Source organism: Streptomyces sp. NBC_00390 (assembly GCF_036057275.1).
GTDB lineage: Bacteria > Actinomycetota > Actinomycetes > Streptomycetales > Streptomycetaceae > Streptomyces.
This window is the reverse complement of sequence record NZ_CP107945.1, coordinates 4,482,404-4,499,111: the sequence shown is the minus strand read 5'-3', so window position 1 is coordinate 4,499,111 and position 16,708 is coordinate 4,482,404. Positions and strand designations below refer to the sequence as shown.

Below are 16,708 nucleotides of genomic sequence, written 5' to 3'. Positions count from 1 at the left end.
TCCCCACCATGAGGAGGGATCGCCGTGCCCCTGATCACTCTTGTCATCGAGCAGTACGTGCAATGGCGGTTCGGCGTGCCCGCCGCGCTGGGACTCGCCCTGCTGACCCTCGGCCTGAAGGCCGAGAACGCCACCATCGCCGGTATCGGAGGCGTCCTGCTGGTGGCCCCCGTCGTGGCACCCACCGGTTCCTGAGCCGTCAGCGGCTCAGGAACCACCAGCCGTCCACCACGCAACCGGCCTCTGCACGCGAGCAGTTCACCAGCGGCCGGCCCTCAGAAGACGTCCGGGCACCAAGGCCGCCGCGCCGTCCGGAAGAGCCCCTCCGCCACCGCCGCCGCTCCGGCACGGCCTTCCTCGACGCGTCCGAGCGCCGCCAGGCGTACCGCGGACGCGTCACCCAGGTACAGCGCGCCCAACTCCCGTACGTCCAGCGTCAGGTCCGCCGGCTCGGCACAGGGCGCGCAGGTCGCCCCCGACGGGGCGACATCCAGCCGGAAGCGGCCCGAGGCCAGACCCGAGGCGTCCTGGACGTCCAGGACCAGCGACGCGGACGTCGCGTACGTACGTGCCTCAAGGGCCCGTACGACATCCAGGATCCGCAGCCACAGGAAGTCCGCCTGCGTCACCACCCGCGCCGCGCGCGGGTCCGGCAGCAGGTCGGGAAGCAGGTCGTCGGTGGCCCGGAAGCCGGACCTCACCGTCGTGACCCAGTCCACCGAGCACACGAACTCCCACAGGGCCCGCTCGGCCGTAGAGGTCAGAGCGATCAGGTCGCCTACCGAGGCCGTGTTCAGCGGCTGCTTCCCGTCGCCCCACTTGTCGTCCGCCGTATAGGCGACCATTCCGTCGATCTCGCCGGCCGCCGAGCGGTGCACCGCGTAGAAGGGCTCCCGCCAGGCCCCGTCGAACTGGCCGGCCTGGCCGGTCCTGACCTGCCACCAGCGCTCGTCGCGGCTGACCGCGCCGTGCTGCCGGGCCGCGAACCGACGGTGCAGTTCGGGTCCTGCCTTGCGTACGTCCGTGCCGTCGACCAGGTCGATACGGCCGCCGCCGGCCGGGCCCGACCAGCGCGGGTCAAGGCCGGTGCGCGGGACATCGACGGCCCACTCGGCCGTCGAGGCGGCCGGACCGAAGCCGTACCGCCCGTAGATCGGGTACTCGGCGGCGATCAGCGTGGCGACGACATCGCCCCGCTCCTTCGCCTCGGCGAGCTCGGCGGCCATCAGCCGGCTGAGCAGACCGCGGCGCCGGTGCGTCGGCGAGACGGTGACGTTGGTGACCGCGGCGGCCGGCAGTGCCGCCCCGCCGACCGTGGTGATCTCCTGGGCGAAGGACCGGAACGTCGCCACGCACCGCCCCGCGTCGAACGCGCCCCGGACGCAGCCGAAATCCATGGCGGCCCTGCGGTCGGAGACCTCCTCGTCCGAGATCAGCGGCGGGCGCAGGAACCCGGTGGCCAGAGCCCGGAGCCAGTCGGGGAATTCGGACTCGGTGATCAGACGGGTTTCGACACTCATGTGCCCCACGCTAGGTGGCGCCCCGAGGCGGCCGCACCCGGATTTCCGCAGGAGCGGACTCCCCGCGGAACACGGCCCGCACCCACGCCGGGAAAGGCGGCCTCAGCTGAGCAGGTCGTCCACCTGCGCTTCGCCCTCGCGGTACCTGCGGGCGATCTCGGCACTGCAGTCGTCCGCCGTCCGCTGGAGCTGCTGCCGGCGGCGCGAGACCTTCTGCTCGTAACCCAGCAGGCGTCCCATCGCGGTATGCAGTTCCTCGTCCGTGCGGGCGTCGAGGTCGGAGAGACCGACCTCGTCGAGCACGTCGTCGGCGAGCCGCCGGTACTCCTCGCCGCGCGGCGTGGAGAGCGTGACATGGCGCGCGGACGAGCCGCGCCGCGAGGGCACGTCGGCGAGGATCTCCGACAGCCGGTCGACCACCGGAGACTCCGGGTCCGCGCGCCGCCCCAACTCGGCCCGCAGGATGTCGATCCGGCCCTGGACCAGCCGCCGTACGTAGCTGAGGTCGGCCTCGTCCCGCTGCGAGTCGCGGCGCAGCGCGCGCAGTTCGGGCAGCCGCAGAGCACCGAGGTCGGGCTGCGGGAGCTCCGGCAGTACCGGTCCGGCGCGGCGTGGCTGTCCGGACAGGCCCGGGCCGGTCCGCGGCAGCGGCTCGGGGAGCTCCCCCGCACCGCCGGGAGCGTCTTCGGGCAGCTCGGCCCCCCTGTGCACCGGGACATCGGGCGACTGCGCCCCCGTATGCGGCAGCGACTCGGGCAGTTGTGCCTCGGTGCGCTGCTGGGGCGGCCGCGCGGCGCCTGCGGCCAGGCGTGCCGCGGTCACCGACGGCGCGGATACGGGACCGGGCGCCTGCCCGTTGCCGGATGTGCTCATATGCGTAGACCGTCCCCTCGACCGGTGCATGGGGTCTCCCCAGGCCCGGAGGACCGGGGGGATGCACCGCCTTGTTGCATCGTGCCACTGCGGCAGGTCCCGACGCAGGTGGACGTCACCGGTTTCAGCCCCGTTGGCCCAGCCCCGTTAGGTTGGTCCCTATGCGTGCAGTGGTACAGAGGGTGGACGGCGCGAGCGTCGTCGTCCCGGGTGAGTCCGGGCCGGAGACCGTCGGTGAGATCGTCGGCGAGGGGCTGTGTGTGCTGATGGGGGTGACCCACGAGGACACGAAGGAGAAGGCGGCCCAGATGGCCCGCAAACTCTGGTCCGTCCGGCTGCTGGAGGGCGAGAAGTCGTGCTCCGACGTGAACGCGCCGCTTCTGGTGATCTCCCAGTTCACCCTCTACGGCGACGCCCGCAAGGGCCGCCGCCCCACCTGGAACGCGGCGGCACCGGGCCCGGTGGCCGAGCCGCTCGTCGACGAGGTGGTGGCGCAGCTGCGCGCCCTCGGCGCCCATGTGGAGACGGGCCGGTTCGGGGCGCAGATGCGGGTGTCCCTCACCAACAACGGCCCGTTCACCGTGCTCATCGACATGTAGCGGGCTTCCTGGGGACGGAGCGGATCTCCGCGCCGGGAGGCGGCGCGCCGGGCTACGGCTCGACGACCGTCTCCTGCGCGGCCGCCGTGTCCCCGGCGAGCAGCTCCGCGTCCAACGGCACATTCCGCTTCACCAGGGCCAGCGCGATCGGACCGAGCTCGTGGTGGCGGCCGGAGGTGGTGATGAAGCCCAGCTGGCGGCCGGCGTCACCGTCCGCGGCGAGCCTGAGCGGAGTGCCGTGCCCGGGCAGATGCACCTCGCTGCCGTCCAGGTGCAGAAACACCAGCCGGCGCGGCGGCTTCCCCAGGTTGTGGACGCGTGCGACGGTCTCCTGGCCCCGGTAGCAGCCCTTCTGCAGATGGACCGCGCTGCCGATCCAGCCCAGCTCGTGCGGGATGGTGCGGTGGTCGGTCTCGAAGCCGAGCCGCGGCCGGTGGTTCTCGATGCGCAGCGCCTCGTACGCGAGGATCCCGGCGGGCGCTCCCCCCAGACCTCCCGTGGCGTACGACTCCAGGTCGGCGCGGGGCAGGAACAGATCGCGGCCGTGCGCCGTCTCCCGTACGACAACCCCGTCCGGGGCCTCGGCGATGGAGCCCGCGGGCAGATGCACCACCGCGAACTCCGCTGTGCGGTCCGCGACTTCGACCCGGTAGAAGAACTTCATCGACTCCAGATAGCCGATCAGCGCCTCCTGCGTCCCCGGCTCCACGTGCGCCCAGACCGTCTCGCCGTCGTCGACGAGATACAGGGCGTGCTCGATATGGCCGTGCGCGGACAGGATCAGTGCCTCGGTGGCCTGTCCGGGCGGCAGATCGCTCACATGCTGGGTGAGCAGCAGATGCAGCCAGCTCAGCCGGTCGTCGCCGGTGACGGTGACGACCCCGCGGTGCGAGAGGTCGACGAAGCCCTTGCCGCCGGCGAGGGCCCGCTGCTCGCGGAACAGGTCGCCGTAATGCGCGGCGACCCCTTCGTCGCGCCCTTCGGCGGGCACGGCGCCGGGCAGGGACAACAGGGGGCTTGTTGTCGGTGAGTGTTGCTGCATGGAGCCAGCCTACGACTCGGGGGAGGCGGCCTTCGCGGTGCAGTCCCGGCAACGGCCGAAGATCGCGAAGTGCTTCATGTCCGTCTCGAAACCGAAGGTGGAACGCAGCTTCGCGGTGAAGTCGGCGGCGATGTCGACATCCGCCTCGATCACCTCCGTGCAGTCCCGGCACACGAGGTGGAGGTGATGGTGACGGTCGGCGAGGTGGTAGGTCGGGGCGCCGTGCCCGAGATGGGCGTGCGAGACCAGCCCCAGCTCCTCGAGCAGCTCCAGCGTCCGGTAGACGGTGGAGATGTTCACGCCGGACGCCGTCTTGCGCACCTCACCGAGGATGTCGTCCGGGGTGGCGTGCTCGAGGGTGTCGACGGCCTCGAGGACAAGCTGGCGCTGCGGCGTCAGGCGGTACCCGCGCTGCCGGAGATCGCTCTTCCAGTCGATGCTCACCACGCCCCCCAGTGTAGGCAGCGGCCCCCGCCTGCCGGGGAGTCCTCCGGACCGGCCTACCTGAAGAAGGCGATGCCGTCGTCCGGCAGGTCGCCGAGGTCCTTGGCCCAGGACTGGACGTCCTCCGCGGTGACGACCTTCTTCAGGTGCGCCGACATGTACGGGCGCAGCGGGACCTCGGGGGTGGCCTTCTCGCCGACCCACATCAGGTCGCCCTTCACATAGCCGTACAGCCGCTTGCCGCCGCTGTAGGGACCCGCGGAGGCGGTGCGCGCGACCGCGTCCGTCACCAGGTCGATCTGCGGCTTCTTGTCCGCGAGGTCGCCGTACCAGATCTCCACGATGCCCTGGTCGCGGACCATCACGACCTCGACCTTGCGGTCCTTGTCGATACGCCAGTAGCCACTCTCGCTCTCCAGCGGCCGGACCTTGTTGCCCTCGGCGTCCAGGACCCAGGAGCGCGAGACGTACTCGACGAAGTCCCGGCCGTCATGGCTGAAGGTGACGGACTGGCCGAAGTTGCACTTCTCGGCGCCGGGGTAGTCGGAGACACCCGCGCCCTCCCACGTGCCGAGGAGGAACGCGAGGGGGACGAGGTCCGGGTTGAGGTCGGACGGGATCTCGATCATGAGCAGCTCTGTCGGTCAGTAGGGGTACGGGAGGTTCAGCGCTGACCCTGGTACAGCTTCTTCACGGCGAGAACGGTGAAGGCGAGCACACCGACGCAGACCAGGGCCAGCAGAGTCTCGAAGAAAATGATCACGGAGTGCTCCCTCGGATGAGCGGCTGAAGGCAGAAGGGCCGGATCCCAGCTTAGTGGGCTGGGACCCGGCCCTCTGCGTGAGGTCGGCCTCCAGGCGATCAGCCGAGCAACTGGTTCTGCAGGATCACCGTCTGGTGGAACGGGACCGCGGCGGCCCCGCCCTTGCGGGCCTGGACGATCAGGGCGACGGTGTCGCCCGCCACGACGTAGGCCTGACGGGTGTGCTCGCGGCCGTACGGCTTGGCCTCCCCGTAGACGTAGGTCGAGGTGTTCTCCACCTCGCCCGAGCTGTCCCAGTCGGCGTCGATCTCGAGCGTCGGCTCGCCCGCCAGCGCCCTGCCGGACGCCAGGCCGAGGTCGATCTCGGTGTCCTTGAACGACTCGGCCGTGCCGGTGGAGTCGAACCGGAGGAGATAGACGGCCGTGCGGGTGCCGTCGGGCATGGTCCAGCCACGCGCCGCGATGTGGCGCACGGCGTAGTCGTCCAGCGCCTGCCGCAGGTCGCCGCCTTCGTCCGGGGCGTACTCGGCGGCGAACCGGTCGTCGGTCACCCAGCCGCCGTTCAGCTTCTTGTCCGGCTTCGCCCCTGTGGGCGCGGGCAGCAGGAGCTTGCGCAGGTCCGCGTAGTGGATCTCGTCGACGTTGCCGTCGGTGTAGGGGCGCGGCTGGTCCTTGGCGAGGGCCGGCAGCGACAACTTCGGGTACGCCCAGCGGCCGTCGCCCTGCGTGGCCAGCCCGGGGACGTCGGTGCGCTCCAGGCCGGCGATGCCGTACGCCGTCCCTGCTCCGACGCCGCCGAGTACGAGCACCGCGACGGTCCACCGGGCGACGGCGCGCAGGACGCGCCCCCGGCCCGGGCGGTCCTTGGCCTGGGCGGGGACCACGGGAGCGGCGCCGGCCGGCACGGCGGGCTCCGCCGGCACGGGCAGAGCGGCCGCGGGCTGCCCTTCCTGCGCGGTGATCTGCTCGCTCATACGTACTCTCCCGGGGACGAGATGTGGTCGAGCTGGGCCTTCACCAGCTCGGCGACCGCGGCCTTGTCGAACGGCTTGGTCCCGGATGCCGTGACGCTCACCAGGAGCTCGGAGTCGTACGCCGAGCACGCCATCGCGTCGAGCTTCGACTTCTCCTTCTCCGGCAGGTCCTTGTTCTCCTGCGGCATCAGGAAGCAGGCCGACTTCTTGTGGCCCTTGATCGCCGGTCCCTTGGGGAACCGAAGGAGCTGCGACAGCTCCGTCTTGAGCTCGAACAGGTCGTGGAGCTGCTTCTTGTTCTTCATCCGCGTGACCTGGATCTCGACGAGGAGGTCGCCCTCGTCCGACGCCAGCGAGCGCAGGGCGATGCCCTGGACGCCGAGCTTGTCCATGCCCCGCTCGTAGTTCCGGCGCTGCCTGCCGGACAGGCCGCGCCCCTCCTCCTTCAGGAGGGCGGTCGCCTGCTGGGCGCTGAGCTCGCTGTCGTTGCCGTGACCTTCGATGTCCGGGCCCAGGTGGTAGCCGGCCGGTACGGGCAGCAGCAGCTTGCTGAGCGGGGTCGAGGCCCTACCCCGGCTCACGTCGCCCGCCGGGTCCTCGGCCGGCCTCCCGTCGGCCTTCTCCCAGACGGCCGTCGGTGCGGTGCGATCGGCGTCGTCGACGGTGACCTTGGTGTACGCGAGACCGCCGCCGACGGTCCCGAGGACGAGGGCGACGGGCAGCGCGATGCCGATGATGCGACGGATGCGGCGCACACGGGACGGGGGAGCGGACGGCCGGGCGGACGGCTCCGCGGCCGCAGGATCGTGCTCGGGGTTCACATGCGCTCCAGCTGACGCTCGGCGAGGGTGCGGATGTCCTTCTTGCTGATGGACCTCGTGTCGAAGATGTTGATGTCGACCATGACGTCGCCGCGCTGGAAGACGGCCCGCGCCCGGTGGTAGGGGAGATAGCCCGCCTTGTACTGGGGCTTGTAGATGTAGTAGCGGCCGTTGCCGCTGCCCTTCAGGGGATCACCGTCGTTGCCGGCGCCGTACTCGTCCTTTTCCGGCATGTATTCGCGCTGGCCCTCGGCGTGCTCGATGGCGCCGGGTGCCGAGTTGAACTGGACGAGACGGATCGTCGTCTCCCGGTATGCGCCCTGCTCCCAGGCCGTCGCCGCGATCCGGCGGATGCCGGTGTCGACGAGGGTCTCGAACATGTAGTCCTCGCTCTCGAAGTCGAGTGCGTACGACGCGGTGTTCACATAGCCGTCGTCCAGCCACCAGGACCTGGAGTCCCGGGCACCGGACGGCTTGCGCAACAGCAGCTTGCGCAGGTCGCCGTCGGCCCTGACCTGCCGGTCGTCCGCGGCCGACAGCGGCTCCGGTTCCTTGCCCTCGGGCAGCGGCTTCGCCGGGTACGCCAGTCCCGGCTGGTTCAGCGCGGCCAGCGGCGTCGGCTCCCGGTCGGCCTGTACCCGGTAGCCGACGGCGGTCCCGCCGACGACACCGAGCAGCGCGGCGACCGCGACGATGAGGGCGGTCCGCCCCCGAGGCCGGGTACGCGCAGGCGACCCGGCGGCGTCACCACCGGGCTCGGCGTCCGCCGCGGGCACGACGAGAGCCGGGGCGACGGGTGCCTGCTCGGCGGCCGTCCCGGAGCCGGCCGGCTCCGTGGCCGGCGCGTCGACGGCCGGCCCGGCGTCCTGCTCAGCCGCCGGCTGCGGGGCGGCGGGCGGCGCATCGGGGGCCTGCTCGGCAACGGCCTCGGTGGTGACCGGCGCGTCGGCGACCGGTTCCTCGACGGCCACGTCCGCGGCGGCCGGGTCCGGAGGTGGTGTGCCGGGCGCTGCGTCCTGCGGCGCCCGGTTGTGCTGCATGTCCAAAAGGGTGTCCCCCCACGAGACCTGAGGCGCAGCTTCCGTTTAGTTGCGCACTCAACAGACAGCCCGGCTGTCACAGGGGTTGTAGCTCCGCGCATTACAGTTCGGCATATGGCGAAGAAGCTCGTGATCAAGGTGACCGCCGGGGCCGACGCCCCCGAGCGCTGCTCTCAGGCCTTCACCGTGGCGGCCGTCGCCGTCGCCAGCGGCGTGGAGGTCAGCCTCTGGCTGACCGGCGAGTCCGCGTGGTTCGCGCTGCCGGGGCGTGCGGCCGAGTTCGAGCTGCCGCATGCCGCGCCGCTGCCCGAGCTGCTCGAGTCCGTCCTGGCCGGCGGCCGGCTCACCCTGTGCACCCAGTGCGCGGCCCGGCGGGACATCACGGAGAAGGACGTACTGACGGGCGTACGGATCGCCGGTGCGCAGGTGTTCGTCAGCGAGATCATGGCGGAGGACGTGCAGGCCCTGGTCTACTGAGGCCGGTCCGCTCGGGGCCGGTCCACCGGCGCCGTCCTGCCGCGGCGGTCTACTGGTGCCGCTTCTTGCCGTCGAGCTCGTCCCACCACTCGTCCGACTGCGGATCGCCCGACGGATCGTCCCACCACCGGTCCTCCGGCCCGCGCCGGTTGGCCATCATCGCCGCGACCGGCGGGATGACCATCGCGACCACGCACATCCCGACCGCGACCGGCACCGACCACAGACGCACCACGGCCCAGGCGCCCACGAAAAGCACCAGGCACCCCGCCATCATCCACAGGTAGATACGCCGCCGCCGCGCGTACATACCACCAGCGTACGACCGCACATGACCGCAGGGCCGCACCCCGTTCAGGAAGCGTCCAACCCCCTGGGGTGCGGCCCTGCGGCCGGTTCTTGAGCTGTAAGGAAGCTCGGCGTCAGACGGCGATCGCGACCTCGGCGAGGCCACCCGTCTGCGCGACGACCGTACGGTCCGCCGTGCCGCCCGGCACGAGTGCACGGACGGTCCACGTGCCCTCGGCCGCGTAGAAGCGGAACTGTCCGGTCGCCGAGGTCGGAACCTCGGCGGTGAACTCGCCGGTCGAGTCCAGCAGGCGCACGTAACCGGTCACGGGCTGGCCGTCACGGGTCACCTGGCCCTGGATGGTCGTCTCACCGGGCTTGATCGTCGAGGCGTCGGGGCCGCCGACCTGCGCTCCACACATATCTTTTCTGTCCTTAGGGTCGGGGTTCCGGGATTACTTGTTCGCGCCGAGCTCGATCGGCACGCCGACGAGGGAGCCGTACTCGGTCCACGAGCCGTCGTAGTTCTTGACGTTCTTGACACCGAGCAGCTGGTGCAGCACGAACCAGGTCAGCGCGGAGCGCTCACCGATGCGGCAGTAGGCGATGGTGTCCTTCGCCAGGTCGACCTGCTCGTCGGCGTAGAGCTCGCGGAGCTCGTCGTCCGACTTGAAGGTGCCGTCGTCGTTGGCGTTCTTCGACCACGGGATGTTGCGGGCGCTCGGCACGTGTCCGGGGCGCTGCGACTGCTCCTGCGGCAGGTGCGCCGGGGCGAGCAGCTTGCCGCTGAACTCGTCGGGGGAGCGCACGTCGACCAGGTTCTGGCTGCCGATCGCGGCGACGACGTCATCGCGGAAGGCGCGGATGGAGGCATCCTGAGCCTTGGCCTTGTACTCGGTGACCGGACGGGTCGGCACCTCGGCGACCAGGTCGCGGGAGTCGAGCTCCCACTTCTTGCGCCCGCCGTCGAGGAGACGGACATCGCTGTGGCCGTACAGCTTGAAGTACCAGAAGGCGTAGGAGGCGAACCAGTTGTTGTTGCCGCCGTAGAGGATGACGGTGGTGTCGTTCGCGATGCCCTTCTCCGACAGGAGCTTCTCGAAGCCCTCCTGGTCGATGAAGTCACGGCGGACCGGGTCCTGGAGGTCCTTGGTCCAGTCGATGCGGATCGCGTTCGTGATGTGGTTCTTCTCGTACGCAGAGGTGTCCTCGTCGACCTCGACGATGGCGACCTTCGGGTCGTCGATGTGGGCCTCGACCCAGTCGGCGTCTACCAGGACTTCGCTGCGGCTCATGCTTTTCTCCTCCGGGGCAGTGTGCGGCGGGTGATGCGCGAGGGTGTGCGGGTACGCGAACAGCGCGGTGAACCGGCACAGGGGGTGGGCCCTGACAGTGGCAAGGGCCGGATGGGCGTCCCCACACGCCCCTTCCGGGGCGTGGAGGGAGGGAGCCGAGCTCCCGCTCAGGCAGTGCGACAGAGCATGGCGGCGACGCGGCACAGGTCTACTGCCCGCCGCTTCGTGAGGTCCGCCTGTCGCTGCTTCATGGGTCCGATCGTAGGGACGACCCGGCGGCCATGTCACCGGCGTGTCGTATTGTGAGACACGATCATCCACCATGCGATACGAAAACGGGGCGGGCCGCGCCGCTGCGGCCTGCGCGGCCGCGTGCGCCTCGTCCCCTTCTACCCACCGGACACTGCCGTCTCACCATGCGGCCGATGGTCATTTCGCCTGTTTCGCGGGCCCCGGACGGGCCCGGGGCCGTCAGCCGACCAGCGAGACGTCCTTGCCCGTCCCCGTGAACCGCAGTCCGTCCTCCGTCGCCTCGACCTTGTCGAGCTTGACGCTCGACGGCAGCCCCTCGATCTTCAGGTCGTAGTCGACGGCCTCGCGCAGCTTCTCGTCGAAGCCCGGCACCGGCAGCGACGGAAGCGACTCGGCCTTCAGCTGCACCGTGCCGCCGTCCTTGAGACTGACGGTGCTGTACGTGGAGACCATGCGGCCCTGGATGAGCGCCTGCACCGCCCCGGGCACCGGGACGCCCGCGCCCTCGAGCAGCTCGCTCAGCGGGCCCGTGAGCTTGACCTGGCCCTTGGCCGCCCGCTCCGCTCCCGCGTAGCTCACGGTGGCACCCTTCGGTGCCGACTTGGTCAGGTCGGCGTAGGCGATCCGGGCGGAGCCGTCGGCCCGGCCGGCGGTGGCGGACGAATAGCTGCTGTCGATGCGCACATCGAGCAGCTCGGCCTTGACCTCGGTCACATTCACCGAATGACCGCCCGCGGAGGCAGTAATTCCGGAAAGGCTGACGTCGACCTCGTCGAATTCCTTGCCCATCACCTGCGTGAGGAAGGGGAAGCCCTTGATGGAGACGTCAGGCGAGGAAGGCAGCCCCTGGCTGCTCCTGATCTTGTCGGCCGCTTCCGATTCGGCCATGTTCACCGCGAGCCGGTCCGCGGCGACGAAGAGCCCGCCGAGCACGACCGCGACGATCAGCAGTATTCGCACTGCACGCATCTGTTGGTGTCCCCCACCCTGGTCTGAGGCACCCGGAGGCCCGAGAGCCTGAATCAGTCCGGACGACGCCTTCTGCTTCTGCTCAGTGATCGACGAACAGCGGCCGCCGATGGTTCCTCGGCGGCCGCTTGTGCACGTTGCGGGATCCGTTCCGTGCGCATCGCGGGATTCGCTCCAACCAGCGGACCCCGGGGGGTGGTTCAGACCAGCGCGCGGCCCAGGAGATACACGGCCGGAGCCGCCGCGGTCAGCGGCAGCGCCACGCCCGCCGTCATATGGACGAAGCGGGACGGGTAGTCGTAGCTCGCCACCCGCAGACCGATCAGCGCGCACACCCCGGCCGCGAGCCCGAGCAGCGCTCCGCCGGCGCCGATACCGGTCAGGGCACCGGCCGCGACACCGCCGCCGGCCGCGGCCAGCAGCGACACCGCGACGGACCCGGCGCCCGGCAGCGGCAGCGCACGGGCGAGCACGGCCACGGCAACGGCGACCGAGCCGACGGTCACGGCCTCGCCCGCCGCGGCCAGATGCCCCGTCGCGAGGATGGCGAGCGCCGCCGACACGACGGTCGCCATCAGCCCGTACATCCGCTCATCGGCGCCCGCGAGGCTGCGCAACTGCAGCACCAGGGTGAGCAGCACCCAGACACCGAGCGCGCCGATGATCGCCGCGGGGGCGTGCTCCTTGCCGGCGACGAGCAGCGCGGCGTCGGCCGCGAGACCGCCCGCGAAGGCGAGTGCGATGCCCTGCCGGGCGGGCCACATGCCGTTCAGCCGGAACCAGCCGGCCGCGGTGACCGCCTGGAGCAGGACGAGCGGGACGAGCAGTGCGTACGGGCCGACGGCGGCACCGGCTGCCAGCAGCAGGCCCAGGGCAGCGGTCAGTCCGGCCGGCTGCATGCCCGGCGCGATGATCGGCGAGCGGCCTTCGGCGCGGGCCCGCTGGGCGTCGGTGATCCGTGCGTTGCCGCCGGTGGTGGGCGGGCTGTAGCCGTCAGGGCCGACCGCCGGGGCCGGTGGTTGCTGCTGCGGCTCGTACGCCGCGGGGGCCTCGGGCGGCAGCGGGTGCGACGCCATGCGCTGCGGCACGTACGCCGTCTCGGCCGGGGCGCCCGTCTGGTGCGCGGCCTGGACGACCGGCTGGTACTGCGTGTCCCAGGTGTCGCCCTGCCAGGTCTGCGTCGCCGCGGGGTCCTGGTACGGGGTCTGCGGCGCCTGGTGGGCATCCTGGCGATGCCCCTGGCCCTGCTGGTACGGGTCCTGGTACGGATCCTGGTACGGATACGGCGCGGGCTGCTGCTGATCGTGCTGCCCGTACGGATACTGCTCGTCGCTGCTCATGCTGTGCGGTTCACCCTCCTGCGAACGGCGGGAGCACCTCGACCGTGCCGCCCTCGGCCAGCCGTACGGTCTCATGGCCACGGGTTCCGACCGGGTCACCGTCGACCAGGAACGAGCACCGCTGGAGTACACGCGGAAGCTCGCCCGGGTGGCGCTCGCGGACAGCGTCGAGCGCCTCGGCGAGGGTCCCTGCGGTGTACGGCTCCTCCGCGACTCCGGCCGCCGCCTTGGCCGCGGCCCAGTAGCGGATCGTGCCCGCTGCCATAGCGGCACTCCTTTCGTTCATGTGCGCGCCGCCCTCCATGATGGTCTACGCGCCGGGAGCGGGAAGCACGGGCACAGGCACCTGGGCGTCATGCGTGATCAGTGCGCCGCACGGGGGGCGCTCACCGCGCCGAGTGCATCCATCCATGCTTCCGCACGCCCCCTGCCGCGGCCGAGTGCCACGGAGCCGCCTCACCCACGGCCGTCGGCGTGGGCAGTGCCTCCACGGGCCGGCGGCCACCGGCGGCGTCGCGCGAGCGCGGTGGCCGGATCCGGCCACTCGATCGGCCGTATGCACGGAAACAGAAGGTGACGACGGCGTCGGCGTCGGCGGAACCGGCCTTGCGGGGCTTGTGGTGCGCCTCGAGCACGGCCCCGACGCAGGCATGAAGAGTTGCGTGACAGGGGCCGGACGTGATCCGGAATACGTCCACAGTGTGAAATCGGCCCCCCGCCGCGGAAGCCATATGGGCTATTCTGCTCGACAGAGGATCCGGGCAATGCAGCCCCCGGGTCCTTTCGTGTTTTCCCACCTGTTGTTACAGGGGGGTGAACGTGGCGGGAAACGGCTCTCAGGGCGCGAGAGTCTCCAGTACGAAGCAGTGCCGCAGAACGTCCTCGAAGGGACCGAGGAGGAACCGACGTTATGGGCGAGCGATCCGTGCACGACGACAGCAGGACGACCAGGACGACCAGGACGACCAGCATGCTCCAGGCAGGTGGGGCGCGATGAGCTCTCTGCTGCTCCTGACCAATGCCCTCCAGCCTTCGACGGAGGTGCTCCCCGCACTCGGCCTGCTCCTGCACAACGTGCGGGTGGCCCCGGCCGAGGGCCCCGCTCTCGTCGACACCCCGGGTGCCGACGTCATCCTTGTCGACGGCCGGCGCGATCTGCCGCAGGTGCGGTCGCTGTGCCAGCTGCTGCGCTCCACCGGACCCGGCTGTCCGCTGATCCTGGTGGTCACCGAGGGCGGCCTCGCGGCCGTCACCGCGGACTGGGGCATCGACGACGTACTGCTCGACACCGCGGGCCCGGCCGAGGTCGAGGCCCGGCTGCGGCTGGCGATGGGCCGCCAGTCGATCATCTCCGACGACTCCCCGATGGAGATCCGCAACGGTGATCTGTCGGTCGACGAGGCCACCTACAGCGCCAAGCTCAAGGGCCGGGTCCTGGACCTGACCTTCAAGGAGTTCGAGCTGCTGAAGTACCTCGCGCAGCACCCCGGCCGGGTCTTCACCCGGGCGCAGCTGCTGCAGGAGGTCTGGGGCTACGACTACTTCGGCGGTACGCGCACGGTCGACGTCCATGTACGGCGGCTGCGCGCCAAGCTCGGTCCGGAGCACGAGTCGCTCATCGGCACCGTGCGCAACGTCGGCTACCGCTTCGTGGTGCCGGAGAAGGTCGAACGGGCGGCCGAGGAGGCCAAGGCGAAGGGCGCGGCGGCCATAGCCCGTACGGAGGACGACCTCGAGGTGGCGGAAGCAGCCGTACGCCCTGCCCAGAGGTAGGTCACCACGCGTAGACTTCGCGCGTGGCCAAGGTGACGCGGGACGACGTGGCGCGACTGGCGGGTACTTCGACCGCCGTCGTGAGCTATGTCATCAACAACGGACCCAGGCCGGTCGCCCCGGCCACGCGCGAGCGGGTACTCGCCGCCATCAAGGAGCTGGGCTACCGGCCGGACCGTGTTGCCCAGGCGATGGCGTCACGGCGTACCGACCTCATAGGCATGATCGTGCCGGACGCCCGGCAGCCCTTCTTCGCCGAGATGGCCCATGCGGTCGAGCAGGCCGCGGCCGAGCGCGGAAAGATGGTGCTGGTCGGCAATTCCGACTACCGCGACGAACGCGAGGTCCACTATCTGCGGGCCTTCCTCGGCATGCGGGTCTCCGGGCTGATCCTGGTCAGCCAGGGGCCCAGCGAGCGGGCCGCGGCCGAGATCGAGGCGTGGGACGCCCGGGTGGTGCTGCTGCACGAGCGGCCCGAGGCGATCGACGACGTCGCGGTCGTGACGGACGACATCGGCGGTGCACAGCTGGCCACCCGCCATCTGCTGGAGCACGGTCATGAGTACGTCGCCTGTCTCGGCGGCGTCGACAACACCCCGGCGGTCGGCGACCCGGTGGCGGACCACGTCGAGGGCTGGCGCCGGGCGATGCTGGAGTCGGGCCGCTCGACCGAGGGACGGCTGTTCCAGGCCCCGTACAACCGGTACGACGCCTACCAGGTCGCACTGAAGCTGCTGTCGGGGCCCGAGCGGCCACCGGCGATCTTCTGCTCCACGGACGACCAGGCGTTCGGTGTGCTGCGGGCGGCGCGCGAGCTGCGGATCGACGTTCCCGGCGAACTGGCGGTGGCGGGCTTCGACGACGTCAAGGAGGCGGCCCTGACCGATCCTCCGCTGACGACGATCTCGTCGGACCGGCCGGCCATGGCCCGTGCGGCGGTGGACCTGGTGCTGGACGACGGCCTGCGGGTGGCGGGTTCCCGCAGGGAGCGGGTCAAGCAGTTCCCTTCGGGCCTGGTGATCCGCCGCTCCTGCGGCTGCGGCTGACCCGCCCCGCGGGCGCCGCTTCCCCACCGGCCACGGGGGCCGCCGTGCCTGCCCCAGGTACGCCGGCCTCGGACCGTAAACGGGCATAAAGGGTTCTGCGGCCCTTCTCAGGGCGTACTCAGAGTTTTCTCATGGACCCGCCCGAGACTCCTTCCATGACGGACTACTACCGCAGTGGCGGAGATGACGCGCAGGGACGGACCCAGTGGCAGCAGTACGGAGGCGGCGGTTTCCCGGCCCCTCCGCCCTATGAGCCGGGACCGGCCCACAGCCCCGCTCCCGCCCCCGTGCACCGGGCCCGGGCCAAGCGGCCCGTCGCGCTGATGGCCGCGGTCGCCATCGCCGCCGCGCTCATCGGCGGCGGCGTGTCCGCGCTGGTCGGCGAGTACTACGGCGACCGGCCTGCCGGCAGCGGCACCTCGGTGACCGGCACCACCGTGGCGCAGAGCAGCAAGGGCACGGTCGCCGGTGTCGCCGAGGCCGTTTCGCCGAGCATCGTCGAGATCAACGCCACCTCGCCCTCCGGGAAGTCCACCGGCTCCGGCGTGATCATCACCAAGGACGGCGAGATCATCACCAACAACCACGTCATCGCCGGCGCCTCGTCCATCACGGTCCGGCTCAGCAGCGGCAAGACGTACGACGCCGAGACCGTCGGCACCGACGCGGACAAGGACCTCGCCCTCATCAAGCTGAACGGCGCGAAGGGGCTGCCGGCCGCGACGCTCGGCGACTCCGGCAAGGTCAGGGTCGGTGACGAGGTCGTCGCGATCGGCTCCCCCGAGGGCCTGACCGGCACCGTCACCAGCGGCATCGTGTCCGCGCTCGACCGGGATGTCACGGTGGCCAAGGACCAGGAGAAGGACCAGCGGCAGGGGCAGCAGCAGGACCCGCGCGACGGCTGGCCCTTCGAGTTCGGCGGGCAGCAGTTCAACGGCGACACCGGCGACTCCACGACCACGTACAAGGCGATCCAGACCGACGCCTCCCTCAACCCCGGCAACTCCGGCGGTGCGCTGATCAACATGAACGGCGAGATCATCGGCATCAACTCGGCCATGTACTCGCACTCTTCCGCCACGGGTTCCACGGCGGGCAGCGTCGGCCTCGGCTTCGCCATCCCCGTCGACACCGTCAAGGCGGACCTGGACAGCCTGCGTTCCGGTTCGGGCGCGTGACGACGTGCAAGGCT

21 protein-coding genes are annotated in these 16,708 nt (G+C 71.0%); 6 read left to right on the top strand and 15 right to left on the bottom strand.

All coding sequences use genetic code 11. The features are described from left to right. Nucleotides 1–24: 24 nt before the first annotated feature. Nucleotides 25–195, top strand: a complete 171-nt coding sequence (locus tag OHS70_RS19710; protein WP_328399105.1) for a hypothetical protein — start codon at nucleotides 25–27, stop codon at nucleotides 193–195. A gap of 80 nt (nucleotides 196–275) precedes the next feature. Here OHS70_RS19710 and OHS70_RS19705 read toward each other — a convergent pair whose 3' ends face one another. Next, nucleotides 276–1,520: a GNAT family N-acetyltransferase gene (locus OHS70_RS19705; RefSeq protein WP_328399104.1), complete on the bottom strand. Its 1,245-nt coding sequence runs from the start codon at nucleotides 1,518–1,520 to the stop codon at nucleotides 276–278. 102 nt (nucleotides 1,521–1,622) lie between these two features. Continuing rightward, nucleotides 1,623–2,393, bottom strand: a complete 771-nt coding sequence (locus tag OHS70_RS19700; RefSeq protein ID WP_443062624.1) for an RsiG family protein — start codon at nucleotides 2,391–2,393, stop codon at nucleotides 1,623–1,625. 161 nt (nucleotides 2,394–2,554) lie between these two features. Here OHS70_RS19700 and dtd point away from each other — a divergent pair, with 161 nt between their 5' ends. Then, nucleotides 2,555–2,992 (top strand): D-aminoacyl-tRNA deacylase, encoded by a 438-nt coding sequence (gene dtd, locus OHS70_RS19695; RefSeq protein ID WP_328399103.1) that lies wholly within the window; start codon nucleotides 2,555–2,557, stop codon nucleotides 2,990–2,992. 52 nt (nucleotides 2,993–3,044) lie between these two features. Here dtd and ygfZ read toward each other — a convergent pair whose 3' ends face one another. The 6 genes from ygfZ to OHS70_RS19665 all read right to left on the bottom strand — a co-directional run bounded on the left by ygfZ (nucleotide 3,045) and on the right by OHS70_RS19665 (nucleotide 8,076). Next, the gene (ygfZ, locus tag OHS70_RS19690; RefSeq protein ID WP_328399102.1) at nucleotides 3,045–4,034 is read right to left on the bottom strand and encodes a CAF17-like 4Fe-4S cluster assembly/insertion protein YgfZ; all 990 of its coding nucleotides are present in this window, start codon (nucleotides 4,032–4,034) and stop codon (nucleotides 3,045–3,047) included. 9 nt (nucleotides 4,035–4,043) lie between these two features. Continuing rightward, on the bottom strand, nucleotides 4,044–4,481 hold the full coding sequence (locus tag OHS70_RS19685; RefSeq protein WP_328399101.1) for a Fur family transcriptional regulator: 438 nt from the start codon (nucleotides 4,479–4,481) through the stop codon (nucleotides 4,044–4,046). Between the two features lie 53 nt (nucleotides 4,482–4,534). Further along, nucleotides 4,535–5,107 (bottom strand): FABP family protein, encoded by a 573-nt coding sequence (locus tag OHS70_RS19680; RefSeq protein ID WP_328399100.1) that lies wholly within the window; start codon nucleotides 5,105–5,107, stop codon nucleotides 4,535–4,537. Nucleotides 5,108–5,339: 232 nt separating this feature from the next. Further along, nucleotides 5,340–6,215 (bottom strand): hypothetical protein, encoded by an 876-nt coding sequence (locus tag OHS70_RS19675; protein WP_328399099.1) that lies wholly within the window; start codon nucleotides 6,213–6,215, stop codon nucleotides 5,340–5,342. Then, nucleotides 6,212–7,036: a hypothetical protein gene (locus OHS70_RS19670; RefSeq protein ID WP_328399098.1), complete on the bottom strand. Its 825-nt coding sequence runs from the start codon at nucleotides 7,034–7,036 to the stop codon at nucleotides 6,212–6,214. The genes OHS70_RS19675 and OHS70_RS19670 overlap by 4 nt, the downstream gene beginning before the upstream one ends. Then, nucleotides 7,033–8,076 carry a hypothetical protein gene (locus OHS70_RS19665; RefSeq protein ID WP_328399097.1) on the bottom strand — a complete coding sequence of 348 codons (1,044 nt, stop codon included), beginning with the start codon at nucleotides 8,074–8,076 and terminating at the stop codon, nucleotides 7,033–7,035. The genes OHS70_RS19670 and OHS70_RS19665 overlap by 4 nt, the downstream gene beginning before the upstream one ends. A gap of 114 nt (nucleotides 8,077–8,190) precedes the next feature. Here OHS70_RS19665 and OHS70_RS19660 point away from each other — a divergent pair, with 114 nt between their 5' ends. Beyond that, nucleotides 8,191–8,553 (top strand): DsrE family protein, encoded by a 363-nt coding sequence (locus OHS70_RS19660; protein ID WP_328399096.1) that lies wholly within the window; start codon nucleotides 8,191–8,193, stop codon nucleotides 8,551–8,553. Nucleotides 8,554–8,602: 49 nt separating this feature from the next. Here OHS70_RS19660 and OHS70_RS19655 read toward each other — a convergent pair whose 3' ends face one another. From OHS70_RS19655 to OHS70_RS19630, 7 genes are all read right to left on the bottom strand, one after another. Continuing rightward, nucleotides 8,603–8,863: a DUF3099 domain-containing protein gene (locus OHS70_RS19655; RefSeq protein WP_328399095.1), complete on the bottom strand. Its 261-nt coding sequence runs from the start codon at nucleotides 8,861–8,863 to the stop codon at nucleotides 8,603–8,605. A 112-nt stretch (nucleotides 8,864–8,975) separates the two neighbouring features. Next, nucleotides 8,976–9,263: a DUF1416 domain-containing protein gene (locus OHS70_RS19650; protein ID WP_328399094.1), complete on the bottom strand. Its 288-nt coding sequence runs from the start codon at nucleotides 9,261–9,263 to the stop codon at nucleotides 8,976–8,978. A gap of 33 nt (nucleotides 9,264–9,296) precedes the next feature. Beyond that, nucleotides 9,297–10,136 carry a sulfurtransferase gene (locus OHS70_RS19645; RefSeq protein ID WP_328399093.1) on the bottom strand — a complete coding sequence of 280 codons (840 nt, stop codon included), beginning with the start codon at nucleotides 10,134–10,136 and terminating at the stop codon, nucleotides 9,297–9,299. Nucleotides 10,137–10,303: 167 nt separating this feature from the next. Then, nucleotides 10,304–10,387 carry a putative leader peptide gene (locus OHS70_RS39085; protein ID WP_356909327.1) on the bottom strand — a complete coding sequence of 28 codons (84 nt, stop codon included), beginning with the start codon at nucleotides 10,385–10,387 and terminating at the stop codon, nucleotides 10,304–10,306. Between the two features lie 220 nt (nucleotides 10,388–10,607). Next, entirely contained in the window at nucleotides 10,608–11,357 is a 750-nt protein-coding gene (locus tag OHS70_RS19640) for an LmeA family phospholipid-binding protein (protein WP_328399092.1), read from the bottom strand. 200 nt (nucleotides 11,358–11,557) lie between these two features. After that, complete coding sequence (locus OHS70_RS19635; RefSeq protein ID WP_443062623.1) at nucleotides 11,558–12,772, bottom strand: hypothetical protein; 1,215 nt, start codon at nucleotides 12,770–12,772, stop codon at nucleotides 11,558–11,560. Next, complete coding sequence (locus OHS70_RS19630) at nucleotides 12,708–12,962, bottom strand: MoaD/ThiS family protein (protein WP_328399090.1); 255 nt, start codon at nucleotides 12,960–12,962, stop codon at nucleotides 12,708–12,710. The genes OHS70_RS19635 and OHS70_RS19630 overlap by 65 nt, the downstream gene beginning before the upstream one ends. Nucleotides 12,963–13,690: 728 nt before the next feature. Between OHS70_RS19630 and OHS70_RS19625 the strand changes: the two genes are divergently transcribed. The 3 genes from OHS70_RS19625 to OHS70_RS19615 all read left to right on the top strand — a co-directional run bounded on the left by OHS70_RS19625 (nucleotide 13,691) and on the right by OHS70_RS19615 (nucleotide 16,694). Continuing rightward, nucleotides 13,691–14,470: a response regulator transcription factor gene (locus OHS70_RS19625; protein ID WP_328399089.1), complete on the top strand. Its 780-nt coding sequence runs from the start codon at nucleotides 13,691–13,693 to the stop codon at nucleotides 14,468–14,470. 23 nt (nucleotides 14,471–14,493) lie between these two features. Further along, complete coding sequence (locus OHS70_RS19620; protein ID WP_328399088.1) at nucleotides 14,494–15,516, top strand: LacI family DNA-binding transcriptional regulator; 1,023 nt, start codon at nucleotides 14,494–14,496, stop codon at nucleotides 15,514–15,516. A 155-nt stretch (nucleotides 15,517–15,671) separates the two neighbouring features. Continuing rightward, the gene (locus OHS70_RS19615; RefSeq protein WP_328399087.1) at nucleotides 15,672–16,694 is read left to right on the top strand and encodes a S1C family serine protease; all 1,023 of its coding nucleotides are present in this window, start codon (nucleotides 15,672–15,674) and stop codon (nucleotides 16,692–16,694) included. The last annotated feature ends 14 nt before the right edge of the window (nucleotides 16,695–16,708 follow it).